Source organism: Actinomyces sp. S6-Spd3 (assembly GCF_000758755.1).
Taxonomy (GTDB): domain Bacteria; phylum Actinomycetota; class Actinomycetes; order Actinomycetales; family Actinomycetaceae; genus Pauljensenia.
Window position 1 is genome coordinate 151,779 of sequence record NZ_JRMV01000279.1, and the last position, 15,427, is coordinate 167,205.

A 15,427-nucleotide genomic window follows, 5' to 3' on the forward strand; every position below is an offset into this window, starting at 1 on the left:
CCGCTTATTCGTGTTCGCCCTGCTGCGAATCCCCCTGCGACTGCGCTGATTCGGAAGGCGCAGGCGTCGCCTCGGTAGTGGCTGGTGCGGGCTGCGTAATCGTGAAGACGCGTTCGTCTCCGACTGTCTTCCCGTCAAGCATCAATTGCACGCGGTAAGTACCGGCCGGCGCGGGATCGGTCGCACCATCAGAGTTCCCATCGCGAGGAGTGCACCCCGAGTAGAGTCCTCCATCCCAGCTCAAACCGCCATTCGAGGTATCGCCTGGCACCAAGAGCAAAATGGCACTCGTGCGATCACGCTGGCATTTTGATCCGTCGTAAACAGTTTCATCGCCGCTGAGAATCTTCAGATCGATCTGTCCGAATTCAAAGGAGCAAGCAACCCCTGCTCGGTTTTCGATCGCAACAGAAACATTTTGCGTTTGCCCAACCAAGGTGTCTGATACAGATGGACGAACCGTTAGATCTGCCGGTGCACACGCAGGGATCCGGACGCGTCCATCGGCATCAACGATGCCATCGCTGCTTGCAGTTTCTCCGTCTTTCAACGAGGCCGCGCCCGTCGCTGTTGCTGTAGGTGTAGGCTGCGCGCTGGTGGGCTGTGGTTGGGGCTCTGCCTCCTTGGACTTCGTCAGTGCCGAGACTCCCTTTGCGATCCCCCAAATAAGAAGCGCGACGATGAGAAGTAAGCCAAGTCCCGTGACGATTCTTCTCACCCACAGCGAGGTCGGGACCTGCGCAGGCCGGGCAGCACTTCGTTTCTTCCCCTGCTGGGAAGGAAAGCGACCCGAGGGACGCACGGGCCTCGACGAGGATCGTCCAGAACGCTGTGCCATTAGATCGCCCCCTGCGACTTTCCACTACCGGCACCCACGCGGCTCGAAGCCCCAAGTGTCCCCTTGGCTCCGTGTGCTCGTTGTTCACCTTCCTTGGCGTCATCCTTCGGATCGATGACACACCAGCGTTCAACAATGATCCCGGCGGTCCCCCACGCACAGGCACCGAGCGCACAAATCAGGCCGCAAATTGCCGCATAAACGCTGGCTTGAGCTTCCCAGCGCGTGAAGAAAGCAAGAGACATCCCGACCATAATTGCGCTGCTGAGGATTCCCACCAGAGCGCTCGCGCGTGCAAACATTGCGATTCTCAAGGCTGCAACGGCATCAATCCACGTGGTCTTATGAGCACGGAAGCGACGAACCTGCAGGCCAAGCCACACGAGGATTCCTGCAACAACAACGAAAACCAACGCGAGTGCGGGATGGATAATCCAGGGGCCTTGTCCCAAGCGAATCGCAACAGCAGTGGCCGCAGCTGCAAGCGCCGAGGCAGCAGCTGCCTCGGCGACAAGAAGAACAATACTCAGCGGTTTCATGAGTCCTCAGGGCGACGACGGAAGACAGGAATCTGGCCGGTCACACTGGGACGGATCGTCACATTGCGACGAACACTTGAGGAGGGAGTCTGCGGTCCCGTTTCCTGTGCCGGCCCCTGATCGATGGTATCGGCAAGTTTGGGATCCAGCACGTGGCTGTAGCGCGGGGGAAGACTGGGTTGAGGGGGCGAAGTCGCCTCGCGAGGGGTCAGTGCGCTGGAGTCATCGACCACGCGAACGTCCTCGGAGAAAGTCCAGCCCGGAAGCGCGCGCGTTGCAGGGGTGCGCCGCGAGGCCGCAGCGTCCTGCGCTTGAGCGTCTCCTTGAGCCTTGGTTTTCTCTTGCGCCGAGGCCTGCTCGGGTCGGCGGGAGAAAAGTGAGCTTCGGCGGGGCTGCTGAGCGTCGGCCTCGGAAACGGGTGAGGTCTGCTGAGCGGTCTTCGATGCTGAATCTTGGGATTCGGGCGCGCGGTGCGAGGGCTTAGCGCGGTGCGATTGCGCGGCCAAACGATCCGTGCGAGCACGGAAAGGACGCGGGGAATTAGCCGTGGAAATACCGGTTCCCTCCTCGGTCACAGGACGCCAGCGAGGACGGCGCTTCCTGCGGCTCAAGGGAACTTCCGCGGTAATCGGCGAGGTTGAGGGAGAAGCCTCTTCCTGCGGGTCCGTGCTTTGAATCGTGGGAGGTTCTGGGGCAACCTCAAGGGAGGCGCTCGGGATCTCCGACTCACGGCTCTGCACGCGCTCGAAGAGGGGGCGGCGCACCACCGTGGGCTGTTCGACATGAGCCGTGGGAATGGGGCGACGAGGCGCCAAAGAGACCATTCCTTCAGTGAGCTGGGTCGAAGCGGAGCTATCTGTCTGACCGGAAAGACGAGAAGGCTTCAGCGGTGGAACGTTCAGCGGTGCGGGTGCCGGGAGCTGGCGGCTTGCAAGCTGAATGGGCGCCTCATTCGATGAAGCTATGCTGGGCGGAACGAGTGAATCAGCTTCATGCGACGGGCGATCACCGGTTGTGGGCTCAAAAGACGCTGCAGTCGTGGGGGCCGACGTTACCGAAGGCTGCGAGGCTGCAGGCTTTGACAGCTCAACGTGGCGAGACTCGACCGAATCCACCGGGGAACTCCAACGGTTCCACAGCTGTTTCCAGACGAAATCCGTACCTTCATCGTCGGGAGCCAGATCGGAACGAGATGCCTCGGGAAGCATGTCCAGGCGGCTTGGACGTACTGAAATACCATTCGTTTCAAGCTTGAGGGGACGAAGCTTTTCGGCCTGTTCCAGGCGGGGCAGACGCAATTCTTCGAGTAATTCGTCTGAATCAGCGATGACCGACTCGGAATCTTCCATCCAATTGGCAACCGCGTCGAGGATTCCACCTCGGTCGGGCGCTTGGGCAATGAGATCTGCAAGAGGGCCGTATCCCGAAAGCTCTGCATTTTCGTCTGCCATGAGCCACGGGGAAAGAACAAAGGCTCGCTCGTGTGCTCGCGGATGAGGCAGCGTCAGGCGCGGATCATCCGATGTCACTCCCTTGATATCGATGACGTCGATATCGATGGTGCGCGCGCCCCACACCTCGTGGCGCACGCGTCCCAGGCGCGCCTCAAGTTCGTGGATGCGATCAAGGAAATCCAGAGGGGCAAGAGTAATTGTTCCCAGAGCAACGGCATTCCAATAATCCGGCTGGGCATCTTGCCCCGGCCGCAATACAGCGCGGGTACGCACCAAGGGAGAGACAGTCGTGATATCAACGTCGTCCCACTGGGAGATTTCCTCGATGGCCCTCTTCAAAGTGACGGGAACATTCCCAAGATTTCCGCCAAAGGCTAGGACCACGTCACATGTCGGAGGGCGATCATCGACAGCGTAGGCACCGCGGTGCGAGTGTTTGACAGGCTCCGCCGGGGCTTCAATTTCCGAGGCAGCTTCGCTTACCGGGGCAGTGTCTGCCTCCGAACTGGGAGGCAGAATCGTTTCAACGCCAGCGCTGGGGATATCACAGTCTTCATCTGCGCCAGTTTCAGGCGCAATCGGGCCACTGGGCTGCGTCGCTTCTTCCGAAGCCGGCCCATCGAAAGGAAGATCATGAGAAGCCGCAACGAAAGGTAGGGGAATATTTCCCTTACGGATCGTCACCGAGACATCAGCGAAAGGAACATCAATGGGAGCATCGGGCTTGTGGATGGTGACCTCAACGCCGCGTACTCGCTCATCTTCCATTGCGACGTCTGCAATCCGATGTCCCAGCGTTTCGATCAGTCGAACCGAAGGACCTCTGAGGATTGCGTGCGCTTTTTCGGCAATTTCCGCATAGGAGACAGTGTCGGCAATATCGTCACTGAGGGCCGCTTGATCGGTGTCGACCCACAGGAGGATGTCAGCCGAGAAAGATTGAGGAGCATTCCACTCCTTCGTGAGGACTCCATGGACAGCCTGCGCTGAAATGCCGCGTAATGCGATGACATCGAGCTGTCCCACCGTGCCCTCACCTCCCTGCACGCACAAGCCTCGCTTGTTGGTCTATGGCATGGACCCTGACAGCCCACATCCCGTCTGAAAGTGCGCGCCGAGAAATATCGAGAGTTGCTTCGTCTCGGTCCGAAAGGGGGGACTGACCGAGGAAGCGTTTCCGGGACGCACCTATAAGAACAGGGTACCCAAGCTCCGCAAAAATCCGGAGCGACGCGACGAGAGACCAGCATTGTTCGTTATTGAGTGAAAAACCCAGTCCGGGGTCGACGATGATGCGCTCAGGCTCAACACCGGCCTCGAGAGCATCGCGAACCTGGCTTGCCACGCGCTCACGCAGCGCCACGGCAATGGGTTGGTCCCCGTAATCGAAGGATTCTTCGGGCATTCCGGGAAGCGCACGATAGTGCTGGATGACGTAGGCGCACGAGGTTTGGGCAACCGCAGCGTTCATCTGCGGATCCCAGCGCCCCCCACTGACATCATTGATGATTGCGGCTCCCGCGTCTGCGGCTCGGCGAGCAGTGATCGCGTGAAGAGTATCAACCGAAACGACGATCCCCGCCTGAGTCAGGCGTTGGATGGTCGCACCGATGCGTTCCCACTCCTCGTCCTCGCTGATGCGCTGAGAATTCGGACGCGTCGACTCGCCGCCAAGATCAACAAGATCGGCGCCGGCTTCAACCATCTGAAGCGCGTGCTCAAAGGCAGCGCCCGGGTCAAAGAAACGCCCCCCATCGGAGAAGGAATCCGGAGTCACGTTAAGAATTCCCATGACCAGCATCCGGTCAGTAGGAAGCGTGATTCCCTTGGGAAGACGAGGCGGACGCGCACCGCCCGCGAGCGCCCAAGCGGAGGCGGCCTCGTGAGACGTCATCGACGGACCCCTCCCAAGGCCAAAGACATCATTTCCGCCCGCGTTGCATCGCGCTTGACGATCCCGCGCAGAGCGGAAGTTACCGTTGAGGAGCCTGGCTTGGAGATACCGCGCATGGTCATGCACATGTGCTCGGCCTCGACAACGACAATGACGCCCTGCGGGGCAAGAACCTCATCAATCGCATCAGCGATCTGCGCGGTGAGGCGCTCTTGAACCTGGGGACGACGAGCATAGCCCTCGACAACGCGCGCGAGCTTCGAAAGCCCCGTCACGCGACCGCCCTTCGGGATGTAGCCGACGTGCGCGTGTCCGTAGAAAGGCAGAAGGTGATGCTCACACACGGAATAGAAGGGGATATCACGGACCATGACGATTTCGTCCGTCCCCACTTCGAAGGTGGTCTTCAGGTGATCGCGGGGATCCTCTTCCAAACCGCTGAGCAGCTCGCGCCACGCACGCCCCATTCGCGAAGGAGTATCACGCAGGCCTTCGCGCGTAATGTCCTCCCCGACTGCCTCAAGAAGAGCGCGGGAAGCATCCTCAACGCCGTGCTGATCGTAGGTCACTGAGCATTCTCCTCGGGTTGCACTCCCCCGGCGGGATCATCAAGCGTCATCGCTGGCTCGGCCGCAGCCTCGCTGGGATCCGAATTCGGATCAAACTTCGCGCGGTCACCACCGGGCATCTCAATGGGGTTGCCCATAACTGCACCATCGATGGCAGCCTCTTCGCCATAATTCCACACGGGACGCTCATCTTGCTTGATGACATCGGCGAAGATCTCAGCCAGCTGAGCTTCGTCCAGGGTTTCTTCTTCAAGAAGACGCTGAGCGAGGCGGTCCAAGACGTGACGATTCTTCGTCAGGATCTCCCATGCTTCGCGGGTTGCCGCGTCCATAAACTTGCGAACTTCCTCATCCACGATGGATGCCAATTCGTCTGAGTATGCGCGCTCATTCCCGCGGCCCATTCCATACCCGGTCATGGGATCGGATTCGTCCGCACTCAGCCGCACATTACCGATGCGATCGGACATACCGTATTCGGTGACCAAAGCACGTGCCTGTGCGCTGGCCTTTTGGATATCGTTCGAGGCGCCGGTGGAAGGATCACGGAAGACGAGTTCTTCGGCGACGCGACCACCCATCGCGTAGACCAGATCATCGAGAATTTGGTTCCTGGTCTTGGAGTAACGATCCTCGGTCGGGAGCACCATGGTGTAGCCCAAAGCGCGACCGCGCGGAAGAATCGTCACCTTCGTGACCGGGTCCGTGTATCGAAGAGCAGCAGCACACAGGGCGTGGCCACCTTCGTGATAGGCGGTCACCAACTTGTCGTGGTCGTTCATCACGCGAGTACGCTTCTGCGGGCCAGCGATGACGCGGTCAATGGCCTCGTCAATGGCACGGTTATCGATCAGGTCAGCGTTGGAGCGAGCGGTCAGCAGCGCGGCCTCGTTCAAAACATTGGCAAGGTCGGCGCCGGTGAAACCCGGGGTGCGCTTCGCGATCGTGTGGAGGTTGACGTCATTGGTCAGCGGCTTGCCTTCGGCGTGCACACGCAAGATGGCCTCGCGCCCCTTGAGATCAGGGGCTTCAACCGCGATCTGACGGTCAAAGCGTCCCGGACGCAGCAGCGCCGGATCAAGAATATCGGGGCGGTTCGTTGCCGCAATGAAGATCAAGTTCGAGGAATCGTCAAAACCATCCATCTCAACCAGGAGCTGGTTCAGAGTCTGGTCGCGTTCATCGGAGCCGCCGCCATATCCCGAACCACGGTGGCGACCGATGGAGTCGATTTCGTCGACGAAGATGATCGCGGGAGCAACCTTCTTGGCGCGTGCAACCAAGTCGCGCACGCGCGAGGCGCCAACACCGACGTACATTTCGAGGAACTCGGAACCGGCGATAGAGAAGAAGGGGGCATCGGCCTCTCCTGCAACTGCCTTTGCCAGCAGAGTCTTACCCGTTCCGGGTGGACCGTAAAGCAGGACGCCTCGGGGAATGCGGGCTCCAACCTTGTGGAACTTTTCGGGGGCAATCAGGAATTCGCGAACTTCTTCGAGTTCTTCGACGGCCTCATCTTCACCCGCGACATCCGCGAAGGTGACATTTGGACGCTCTTGGTTAAATTCCTTCGTGCGGCTCTGGCTGAAGGGACCCATCATCCGCCCGCCGCCAATTCGGCCCATGAAGAACCAGAAGAGGCCCATGACGATGAGCAGCGGCAGGACCATGACCAGGGTCGAACCCAGAAGCGAAGACTGTGGATAGTAGGCGTTCCACCCGGTTGTCGGCGAGGCCTTCTCTACTGCATCGACGATAGCCTGCGACTGCGTGCGCGCGTAGGTGAAGGAGATCGAACGTCCAAGGCTGCGCTCACGATCATTGGCCCCGACGGCCTTGTGCGTCCAAGGGTCCTTGAGCATCAGGTTGACCTGCTGCGTGCCGTCATTGACACTCACGCGCTCAATCTGAGCTTCCTTCAGGATCTGAAGGCCTTCGGAGGTATCCACCGACTGGGGCTGGAACCACGTCCACAAGAAGAACAGCGCGATGATGAGGGGCAGCACGGGAATTGCTGCAAGCCCCCAGGCGTTCTTCTTTTTCTTGCTCTGAGTGTTATTTGCCATGGAAGCCCCTTTCAGCCGCCATAAACATGCGGCGCCAAGGTCCCGACGAAGGGAAGATGACGGTAGCGCTCTGCATAGTCGAGGCCGTAGCCCACGACGAATTCGTTGGGGATATCAAAACCGACGTATTTGACGTCAACATGGACCTTTGCAGCTTCAGGCTTGCGAAGCGCTGCAGCGATTTCGACCGATGCTGCACCGCGAGACAAGAGGTTTTCGCGGAGCCACGACAGCGTCAGACCCGAGTCGATAATGTCTTCGACAATCAGGACGTCCCGGCCATGCACATCTGCGTCGAGATCCTTAAGGATGCGAACCACGCCGGAAGACTTTGTGCCGGTCCCATAGGAAGACACGGCCATCCAGTCCATTGCCAGCGGAGTGTGAAGATTGCGTGACAAATCGGCCATCACCATGAGAGCGCCCTTGAGAACGCCTACTAAGAGAAGCTCTTTGCCTTGATAATCCGCGTCGATTTGCGCAGCGAGTTCACGCATTCGGCGAGATAGTTCGTCCTCGGTAACCAGAATGCGCTCGAGCGCATCTCCCATGTCCTGTGCGTCCACAGTTCCATGTCCTTTCGACTGCTAGTCCAGATAATAAGAGTGCCACATGTGCCCTACGGGCTGCTCAGTGACGCGGTCTTTCTCGCTCTAGGCGCAATGGCTGCAAGATGAGCCTCGCATCTTTTCCTTTTCCCGCGCGCGTGAGCGTCCCTTTGGGAATCGAGAGAGGACCTTGCCCGCTCCAGTGAGTGATGAGTGCATCGGCCTCTTCGAGGTGAGCCAGGGAGGGTGCTCCCACTGCGCTGAGATAGCGGTGAAGAACGCGCATGCGCACCGCTTGGGGGATTTCTTTGAGTTCTGCGACCCGAAGTACCCCGATTCCCGAGGCCGCCCCGGCCGAAGCCTCCCACGCGCGCTGCCAAACTTGCTCTGCCCACTCATCGAGGGCCTCGTCGTCTGCAGCGGAAAGTTCAGCCGTGCGGGCAAGGGCAGGAACCGGGTCCATCCCAAGGCTATTCGCGAGGCTGGGGATCGCCTGCTCGCGCACCGCACTGCGGCGCAGCGCACTCCCGTCAGCAGCTCGCCACGGACCGTCCATCTTGTTCGAGGGGTCATCAACCCAAGGAAGCTCAAGCTGGCGGCATGCACCTAGAGTCTCGCTGCGGCGGCAATTCATCAGGGGACGCATCCACACGATGCTCCCGGCGTCATCGCGAACACTCATCGCGCGCAGGGAGCCAACTCCAGAGCCTCGTGCAAGGCGCAAAAGAACAGTCTCGGCCTGGTCGTCCATCGTGTGTCCTAAGAAGACGGCGACCCTCTCGCCCAAAGTCCGGGCGTGCGTGGCAAGTGCACTCCGGCGGGCCAAGCGAGCCGAGGCCTCGGGACCACCTGGGGCGTCGACGGTGACGCTCACCCACGAACTCTGCGCGCCCAAGGAGGCCATCACTTCGCATGTTTCTTGGGCCTCGCGATCCGAACCCGGACGGATCCCGTGATCAACGCTGAGGGTATAAGGGGTGGATCCAGCGCGCAGGCAGTGGTCGATGACAACCGCTGCGAGAGCTGTGGAATCTGCGCCGCCCGATACTGCGATCAGAATCGCGTCGCAATTGGCAAGCGCCCAGTGCACGTGCTCGCGCACGGCCAGAGAGAGGCGTCGCACATCCCCCGTGGGGTTTGCGGGAATAGATTTCACTGGAAGCTCGGCCACATCCGCGGGGTCAAAATCGATTCAAGACCGGGGCCTGCAACAACCTCGCGGACATAGCTCGCCATCTCGCGGCGAGCCTGGATGACCCCCTGCGGAACAAGCCCGCCCAAAAGGGTGACAAGCGCTCCGTCCACCATGAAATCAGCCGGGCGGTGAGCATCAATCCATTTAACGGAAGACAGGTCCTTCGGAGTCAATGAATCCATAAAAACATCAATGATGCAATCACGGACAAGAAGCTGGCGAGAAAGCTCTTGCGCATCAATCGGATCAATCGACGCAACCGGAACAAGTTCACGGCAGTATTCCTCAAAGAAAGGCGTCCGCGAAGAAAGCCACACATCAACGGCCCCGCGCAAAGCAACCCACTTTGCCCAGTCGCCCAAGTCAAACTTTCCGCGAATGCCGGCCTCGAGAACATTCGGAGCAACGATGCAGGCGACCCCGCCATTGGGACCACTCACGCTCAAAGAACGCCTCGCGAGAACTCCGAGAGCGCCCCGGGCGGTGAGGATCCTGGGTGCGCTTTGCAGCTGAACTCCCCAGTCCTCGGCGAATTGCGCCCACAGACGCATCGAAGAGCGGCGCTCGACGAGAGGAAGAGAGACCTCAACCGGCGAAAACTCAGCAAAACGGCCAATGACGCCGGGAAGGCGCTTGTTCGCCCACTCCTGGCCGCGCTTCAAACGAGAAACTATCGCCTGCGCCGAAGCGAAAGACGCCTGGGGGCCCGAAAAAATGCCTAAAGCAGAGACCTGCGCGATTTGTGTCAGAGTGGGATAGATCGGCATGTCTCTATGCTATCGAATCGGCCCGTCACATTTCGGCGATTGCGGTGACAAAATTGTCCAGATAACCGCGAGTTGCATAGGCGCCATCATTGGGAACCTTATCGATACCGATGACGAAGATCACCGGGTGCCCCTTCGAGGTCGAGACAACTCCCGCGAGTGAAGACACTTCCGCCAAAGACCCCGTTTTTGCCTGAGCATTGCCCGCGACCATGTCATCGGTGAGGCGATTCGCCAAAGTCCCCTGAACTCCAGCCCACGGAAGATTACGCACAACGCGCGGCGCGACGGGTTGGGTGGCGTCGAAGCCCTGGGAAAGGATTGCTGCCAAAGTCTTCGGGTGAATCCGATCGTTCGAGGAAAGCCCCGAGCAGTCCTCCAAAGAAAGCTGATCGGTAGGAATTCCGCGCTCACTCAGCGTCTTCTCGAGGGTCTGGACCGACCCGGCGAAACTTGCTTCCCCACCGGATTGGCGTGCGGCAAAGTGACAGTACTGGTCCGCCAAGGTGTTATCCGAGTGATAGAGCATCCAGCGAATCTGCTCGTCGACGCTCGCGGACTGCACGGAAGCGATCCGAGTTGCGCCTTGGGGGGCTGGGCCTCGGACCCCGAAATCAACATCGATTCCCTGCGCGCGAAGCTTCTGCGCGAAAACTTCAGCGACGTTCGAGATCGAGTCCGCGTAGAATTCATTCGATTTGGGGTAGGTGCGCCCCGCATCGATCGCGTAGGGAGCGAGCTGGCCTTCGTAGCCCGCAACCTGCTGTTCGCTCCACGAGGCCGGGCGCGCGGTATCCGCAAAAAGCGCGGGGGCCGCGTGCAATTCGACATGCGAAATGCCCTTAGACATCAGGGAACTCGCCGTATCTTTCGCCAGGGTTTCGAGGCCCGCACGGCCGCTGACCTCGATGGAATTGGTTCCCTCGCCCAGAAGAAGATCGCCCTCGCCCTCGAGGTAGATATTGTCGTTATCCTGAGCGACCGAGGTCGTCAGATGCGAATTCGGGTCGAGGTGGGACAGCGCAGTGTAGGCGGTAAGGATCTTGGTGATCGAGGCCGGGGTGTGGGCGCTATTCGCGTTGTACTCGTAGAGAGTGTTGCCGCTTCGCGCGTCAACGACCATTGCCCACGCGTTCCAGCCGCCTTCTTGTGCGGCGGCAACGCTAGGTGCCCATGCTTCTTCGAGCTCGCGGCTCGTGGGGGCTTGACTATCCCCCTGTCCCTGTGGAACATTCAGTGTCGGAGCGGGCACAGCTGACGCTGTGGGGGCAGCAGATGGTGCGGGTGCTTGAGAAAGTGTGAAGATGCCTGGTGCGGCATCCTGCACATCTGCTACAAAATAGGCTGCGATCAGCACTGCGGCGCTCGATGCGCCTACAATCGCAGCAGTAGTCCCACGTCGCATGTAGGGGTTGTCCTTCCGTCAATGACCTAGGAACACCCTAATGCTTCGGGGGGTAAGAATACGTAATCGACATCCACGTGGTGGATCAACGACTCAGGAGGGCTCGAATGGAATTCGACGTGACCATCGAGATTCCCAAGGGGAACCGTAACAAGTACGAGATCGATCACGAGACTGGACGCATCCGCTTGGACCGTATGCTCTTCACCTCGACTCGATACCCCGATGACTACGGTTTTATCGATGACACGCTGGGCGAGGACGGGGATCCCTTGGATGCTCTTGTTCTCCTCGAAGAACCCACTTTCCCCGGCTGCGTGATTCGCTGCCGCGCCCTTGGAATGTTCCGCATGCGCGACGAAAAGGGCGGTGACGATAAGGTCCTGTGCGTGCCCGCTTCGGACCAGCGCGCCGCGTGGCGTACCGACATCGAAGATGTCTCGGAGTTCCACCGCCTGGAAATCCAGCACTTCTTCGAGGTCTACAAGGACCTCGAGCCCGGCAAGAGCGTCGAAGGTGCGCACTGGGTGGGCCGAGAAGAGGCAGAAGAAGAAATCCGCCGTTCCTTCGAGCGCGCAGAGACAGAAGGCTTCAACGCTCACTGAGCGTTTAATCGTTCTCCCAACGGGATCGGGGCTGGTGTTCACTAGAGCACCAGCCCTTTTCTGTTTGCAGCAACGACACACGAAGTCGGCAAATGACACAGGCCATAACGCGTGACATTCACCAACTTCGTGTGGCATTCAGGGATGAGTTGGCGGCACCTGACACCACACAAGTGCCCCCTCATTTACTTGTGCGGCAGCCCCTTCGATTCAAGCCACTTCGAGGCAATCGAGGACGCAGATTGCGCCTCGACAGTTGACTGCCGATTCATCTCAATCAAGTCCTTGGCGTCCATAGCTGCACTGACCTTATTGATCACAGCGGCTGCATCCTGGTTGATTTTCGTAGAAACGACCGGCACAACGTGCGATGCCAAGAAGAGTCCCTTCGGGTCGTTGAGGACCGTCAGGCTTCCGTCTGCAAGCGCGGGGTCCGAAGAGTAGATGTTCGCCAGCTGAATCGAGCCATCGTTCAACGCCTTTACCGTCAGCGGTCCGCCCGAGTCTTCGATCGGCGTGAAAGCAACCTTCACACCGTATTCCGATTCCAATCCCTTCGGTCCATACGGACGCGTCGCAAGCTCAGAGTTGCCACCAAGAGTGATCTGTCCGGCGCTCGCCAGGTCACCAATTGAGCTGAGAGAGTGCTCGGAAGCGAAAGCAGTGGTAACAACATAGGAGTCTTGGTCGGTTGCGGGGGCTTCGTCCAATACGCGCAACCCCTTGGGCAGCGCTCCGCCCAGCGCCTGGTAAACCTCAGTATCCGTACGAGCACTCGCATCTTTATCGAAGTACTGGAGCAAGTTGCCCGTGTACTCCGGGAAAACATCGATCGAACCCGATTCCAGCTCGGGCATGTAGACCTCGCGCTGACCGATGCGCAGCTGACGCTCGACCGTGAAGCCTGATCCTTCGAGCGCTTGGGCATAGACCTCGGCCAGGATTTCATTCGAGTAGTAGTCTTGTGAGCCAACCACGATCTTCGACGAGGCCGCGCTTCCCTTCGCTTCTTCGCCGCCTTCCAGAGACTTCCCTGTGCTGCATGCGGTGAGTGCAACGGCAGTGAATGCCGCTACCGCGGCGGCGAGAACGGAGCGTTTCATTGTCTTTCCTTTGGTTTTGCCTGCTGAGTGTAGAAAAGCCTGTAAGCGAATGTGATGAAGTTATAAAGTTTGTAAATCCGAATGGGTTCGGGAGCGCAGGAGACGCATGAGTCCTGCAAGCATGGCGTCGGTAATGAGTGCCAGTGCAACAACAACGATCGCGCCTCCGATCATCTGTCCATAATCGCGCGTCTTCAGCCCCGTGTAGAGGAAACGTCCCAATCCAAGGTTCGCTGTGTATGCAGCCAGTGTGGCCGTTGCGATCACCTGGAGTACCGCTGAGCGCACACCCGCAAGAATCAGCGGTGCGCCCGCTGGGATCTCTAGCTGTGTGAGGATCTGTCCTTCAGTCAGGCCAATCGCTCGCGCCGCATCGGATGATCCTTGAGAAGAGATCACACCGGAGTATGCACCTGCGATAATCGGCGGGATTGCAAGTGCAACCAGAGCAATCAAGGGGGCTTGCCAACCGATTCCAAGCCACAAACCAACTAGGGTGAGAAGGCCAAGAGTAGGCACCGCACGCGCGGCACCGGTCCCGATCATGACGAGGTTCTTCCAACGTCCGGTGTGCCCGATATACAGTCCGATTGGCAATGCGATGAGTGTCGAAACAGAAACAACAGCTGCAACGAAGACGATGTGCTGACCCACTCGTTCGAAAATCCCGGATGGCCCTAGCCAATTGTGTCCATCCGCCAGCCATTGAAAGGCTTCAAATAGGAGGTTCATTGCTTTCGCCTCCACGGTGTCATTAGCGCTCCCACGCCGACTGCAAGTGCATCCAAAAGCAGAGCCAAGGCAATCGTCATCACCAGCCCGGCCAAGACTTCAACGGTCAATCCGCGCTGGAAGCCATCGGTAAACAGCGTTCCCAGCGAGCGCACACCAATGAACGCACCAATCGTTACCAAAGCAACCGTCGAGGTAATCACCACTCGTGTCCCAGAAACGATCACGGGAACAGCCAAAGGAAGCTCAACCGTGCAGAATCGGCGGAGACGCGACATTCCCAGCGCATCGGCGGACTCGAGGACGTCAGCAGGAACAGCGGCGAAGGCCTCGGCGCACTGACGGATCAGCACAGCGATTCCGTAAATCGTTAGCACAACAACCATGTTGACCCGCGAGCGAAGAGCAACCCCTGACAAAACCGGAATAACAATCAGGAGTGGCAACGAAGGCACCGCGTAGAGAACTGTCAGGAAAGAGAGAACTACACCCCCGACGCCTTTTGAACGCTGCGCCCACGCTCCAATGGGAACTGCAATCAGCACCGAAGCAATAATCGCGGGCACTGCGATGGTGAGATGGGTGAGGGTGAGCTCACCGATGAGTGCCCAGGAACCGGAGAGCCAGTTCACGCGCGCTCCCCCTGTGCGTCGTTTGCCGAGGCCGTGCTGGGTTTGTTCGCCTGGTCTGCGCCGGTTGCGCCCTCCAAAATTCGTTCGCGCTCGCTGATTGCGGAGGTTCCAAGGAACTCGCGAACAAAGTCATTGGCCGGGTTCAGGAGAAGATCGCGCGGAGTACCTTCTTGGGCAATCTGAGCCCCCTCGCGAAGGAGGACAATGCGATCACCCAGCAAGATGGCCTCGTCAATGTCGTGGGTGACGAAGAGGATCGTGGTGCCCAAGGACTTCTGAATGCGACGGAGTTGGCGCTGGAGATCAGCGCGGACCAGAGGGTCGAGGGCTCCGAAGGGTTCATCCATCAGGAGGATATCGGCACGGTTTGCCAGCGCTCGTGCGACGCCGACGCGTTGGCGCTGGCCGCCAGAAAGCTGTGCGGGATAGCGCTTTGCCATTGAGGGGTCGAGGCCGACGAGCTCCATGAGCTTGAGCGCGTCGGCTCGCGCGCTTGCCTTTGAGGCGCCTTCGAGAACTGGAACGGTCGCAATGTTGTCAACGATTGTTCGATGCGGGAAGAGGCCCCCGTCTTGAAGGACGTAGCCGATGGAGCGGCGAAGAGCGACAGGATCTTCGTTGGCGACGTTTTGCCCTCGGACGGTGACTGTGCCGGATGTTGGCGTAACCATGCGGTTGACCATCCGCATGAGCGTGGTCTTGCCGCATCCTGAAGTCCCTAGGAACACTGTTGTTGTGTGTGGGGCAATCGTTAAAGAAAAGTCTTCAACTGCTCGCGTATCCGGAGGATATGTCTTTGAAACAGTGTCGAAGGTGATCATGGGTCTCTCTTCGCAACGAAACAAGGGCGGCGCGTGACTGCCATTTTGCGGTGTCATTGTTACAAACGAATGGTCTGAGCAAGTTATTTCTGTTTCTTGCTAACTTGAGACAGTTCACAAACGGATCTGCTGCGGCTACCTCGACGCAAGAGCCCTGCTGCCACGCCACCCGTCTAGCAACCTCCACACGAAGTCAGCAAATGCCACAGGCTATAACGCATGACATTCACCAACTTCATGTGACAGCAGCGAACGAACG

The 15,427-nt window shown here is 59.1% G+C and carries 15 protein-coding genes; 1 reads left to right on the top strand and 14 read right to left on the bottom strand.

Features of this window, described 5'->3' with window-relative positions; translation table 11 throughout:
• Window positions 1-4 precede the first annotated feature (4 nt).
• The 10 genes from HMPREF1627_RS07010 to dacB all read right to left on the bottom strand — a co-directional run bounded on the left by HMPREF1627_RS07010 (window position 5) and on the right by dacB (window position 11,275).
• On the bottom strand, window positions 5-838 hold the full coding sequence (locus tag HMPREF1627_RS07010) for a phage prohead protein (RefSeq protein WP_234305277.1): 834 nt from the start codon (window positions 836-838) through the stop codon (window positions 5-7).
• Complete coding sequence (locus tag HMPREF1627_RS07015; RefSeq protein WP_052040876.1) at window positions 838-1,377, bottom strand: DUF3180 domain-containing protein; 540 nt, start codon at window positions 1,375-1,377, stop codon at window positions 838-840. The genes HMPREF1627_RS07010 and HMPREF1627_RS07015 overlap by 1 nt, the downstream gene beginning before the upstream one ends.
• Window positions 1,374-3,857 carry a 2-amino-4-hydroxy-6-hydroxymethyldihydropteridine diphosphokinase gene (gene folK / locus HMPREF1627_RS07020; protein WP_234305278.1) on the bottom strand — a complete coding sequence of 828 codons (2,484 nt, stop codon included), beginning with the start codon at window positions 3,855-3,857 and terminating at the stop codon, window positions 1,374-1,376. The genes HMPREF1627_RS07015 and folK overlap by 4 nt, the downstream gene beginning before the upstream one ends.
• Window positions 3,858-3,864: 7 nt before the next feature.
• Complete coding sequence (folP, locus tag HMPREF1627_RS07025) at window positions 3,865-4,725, bottom strand: dihydropteroate synthase (RefSeq protein ID WP_234305279.1); 861 nt, start codon at window positions 4,723-4,725, stop codon at window positions 3,865-3,867.
• Entirely contained in the window at window positions 4,722-5,294 is a 573-nt protein-coding gene (gene folE / locus HMPREF1627_RS07030; protein WP_034502385.1) for a GTP cyclohydrolase I FolE, read from the bottom strand. The genes folP and folE overlap by 4 nt, the downstream gene beginning before the upstream one ends.
• Window positions 5,291-7,360 (bottom strand): ATP-dependent zinc metalloprotease FtsH, encoded by a 2,070-nt coding sequence (gene ftsH / locus HMPREF1627_RS07035; protein WP_034502387.1) that lies wholly within the window; start codon window positions 7,358-7,360, stop codon window positions 5,291-5,293. The genes folE and ftsH overlap by 4 nt, the downstream gene beginning before the upstream one ends.
• Window positions 7,361-7,371: 11 nt before the next feature.
• The gene (hpt, locus tag HMPREF1627_RS07040) at window positions 7,372-7,926 is read right to left on the bottom strand and encodes a hypoxanthine phosphoribosyltransferase (protein ID WP_034502390.1); all 555 of its coding nucleotides are present in this window, start codon (window positions 7,924-7,926) and stop codon (window positions 7,372-7,374) included.
• Window positions 7,927-7,990: 64 nt separating this feature from the next.
• Entirely contained in the window at window positions 7,991-9,064 is a 1,074-nt protein-coding gene (gene tilS, locus HMPREF1627_RS07045) for a tRNA lysidine(34) synthetase TilS (RefSeq protein WP_234305280.1), read from the bottom strand.
• A complete protein-coding gene (locus HMPREF1627_RS07050; RefSeq protein WP_034502396.1) occupies window positions 9,061-9,870 on the bottom strand; it encodes a hypothetical protein in 810 nt (269 codons plus the stop codon). Before HMPREF1627_RS07050 ends, tilS begins: the two co-directional genes overlap by 4 nt.
• Window positions 9,871-9,895: 25 nt before the next feature.
• Window positions 9,896-11,275 carry a D-alanyl-D-alanine carboxypeptidase/D-alanyl-D-alanine-endopeptidase gene (gene dacB / locus HMPREF1627_RS07055; protein ID WP_034502398.1) on the bottom strand — a complete coding sequence of 460 codons (1,380 nt, stop codon included), beginning with the start codon at window positions 11,273-11,275 and terminating at the stop codon, window positions 9,896-9,898.
• A gap of 107 nt (window positions 11,276-11,382) precedes the next feature.
• Between dacB and HMPREF1627_RS07060 the strand changes: the two genes are divergently transcribed.
• Window positions 11,383-11,880 carry an inorganic diphosphatase gene (locus HMPREF1627_RS07060; protein ID WP_034502401.1) on the top strand — a complete coding sequence of 166 codons (498 nt, stop codon included), beginning with the start codon at window positions 11,383-11,385 and terminating at the stop codon, window positions 11,878-11,880.
• A 185-nt stretch (window positions 11,881-12,065) separates the two neighbouring features.
• On the opposite strand, the gene HMPREF1627_RS07065 is transcribed toward HMPREF1627_RS07060, so the two are convergent.
• From HMPREF1627_RS07065 to HMPREF1627_RS07080, 4 genes are read right to left on the bottom strand one after another with little or no spacing between them, the layout of a single operon-like run.
• A complete protein-coding gene (locus HMPREF1627_RS07065; RefSeq protein WP_034502402.1) occupies window positions 12,066-12,983 on the bottom strand; it encodes an ABC transporter substrate-binding protein in 918 nt (305 codons plus the stop codon).
• A gap of 60 nt (window positions 12,984-13,043) precedes the next feature.
• The gene (locus tag HMPREF1627_RS07070) at window positions 13,044-13,715 is read right to left on the bottom strand and encodes an ABC transporter permease (protein WP_034502403.1); all 672 of its coding nucleotides are present in this window, start codon (window positions 13,713-13,715) and stop codon (window positions 13,044-13,046) included.
• Window positions 13,712-14,347 carry an ABC transporter permease gene (locus HMPREF1627_RS07075; RefSeq protein ID WP_034502404.1) on the bottom strand — a complete coding sequence of 212 codons (636 nt, stop codon included), beginning with the start codon at window positions 14,345-14,347 and terminating at the stop codon, window positions 13,712-13,714. Before HMPREF1627_RS07075 ends, HMPREF1627_RS07070 begins: the two co-directional genes overlap by 4 nt.
• Window positions 14,344-15,168, bottom strand: a complete 825-nt coding sequence (locus HMPREF1627_RS07080) for an ABC transporter ATP-binding protein (protein WP_034502405.1) — start codon at window positions 15,166-15,168, stop codon at window positions 14,344-14,346. Before HMPREF1627_RS07080 ends, HMPREF1627_RS07075 begins: the two co-directional genes overlap by 4 nt.
• Window positions 15,169-15,427 lie beyond the last annotated feature (259 nt).

Excerpts from the sequence above, each read along its gene's own strand:
- HMPREF1627_RS07010 (WP_234305277.1), bottom strand. The coding sequence starts at position 838 with ATGGCACAGCGTTCTGGACGATCCTCGTCGAGGCCCGTGCGTCCCTCG.
- HMPREF1627_RS07015 (WP_052040876.1), bottom strand. The coding sequence starts at position 1,377 with ATGAAACCGCTGAGTATTGTTCTTCTTGTCGCCGAGGCAGCTGCTGCC.
- folP (WP_234305279.1), bottom strand. The coding sequence starts at position 4,725 with ATGACGTCTCACGAGGCCGCCTCCGCTTGGGCGCTCGCGGGCGGTGCG.
- ftsH (WP_034502387.1), bottom strand. The coding sequence starts at position 7,360 with ATGGCAAATAACACTCAGAGCAAGAAAAAGAAGAACGCCTGGGGGCTT.
- HMPREF1627_RS07050 (WP_034502396.1), bottom strand. The coding sequence starts at position 9,870 with ATGCCGATCTATCCCACTCTGACACAAATCGCGCAGGTCTCTGCTTTA.
- dacB (WP_034502398.1), bottom strand. The coding sequence starts at position 11,275 with ATGCGACGTGGGACTACTGCTGCGATTGTAGGCGCATCGAGCGCCGCA.
- HMPREF1627_RS07060 (WP_034502401.1), top strand. The coding sequence starts at position 11,383 with ATGGAATTCGACGTGACCATCGAGATTCCCAAGGGGAACCGTAACAAG.
- HMPREF1627_RS07065 (WP_034502402.1), bottom strand. The coding sequence starts at position 12,983 with ATGAAACGCTCCGTTCTCGCCGCCGCGGTAGCGGCATTCACTGCCGTT.
- HMPREF1627_RS07070 (WP_034502403.1), bottom strand. The coding sequence starts at position 13,715 with ATGAACCTCCTATTTGAAGCCTTTCAATGGCTGGCGGATGGACACAAT.
- HMPREF1627_RS07080 (WP_034502405.1), bottom strand. The coding sequence starts at position 15,168 with ATGATCACCTTCGACACTGTTTCAAAGACATATCCTCCGGATACGCGA.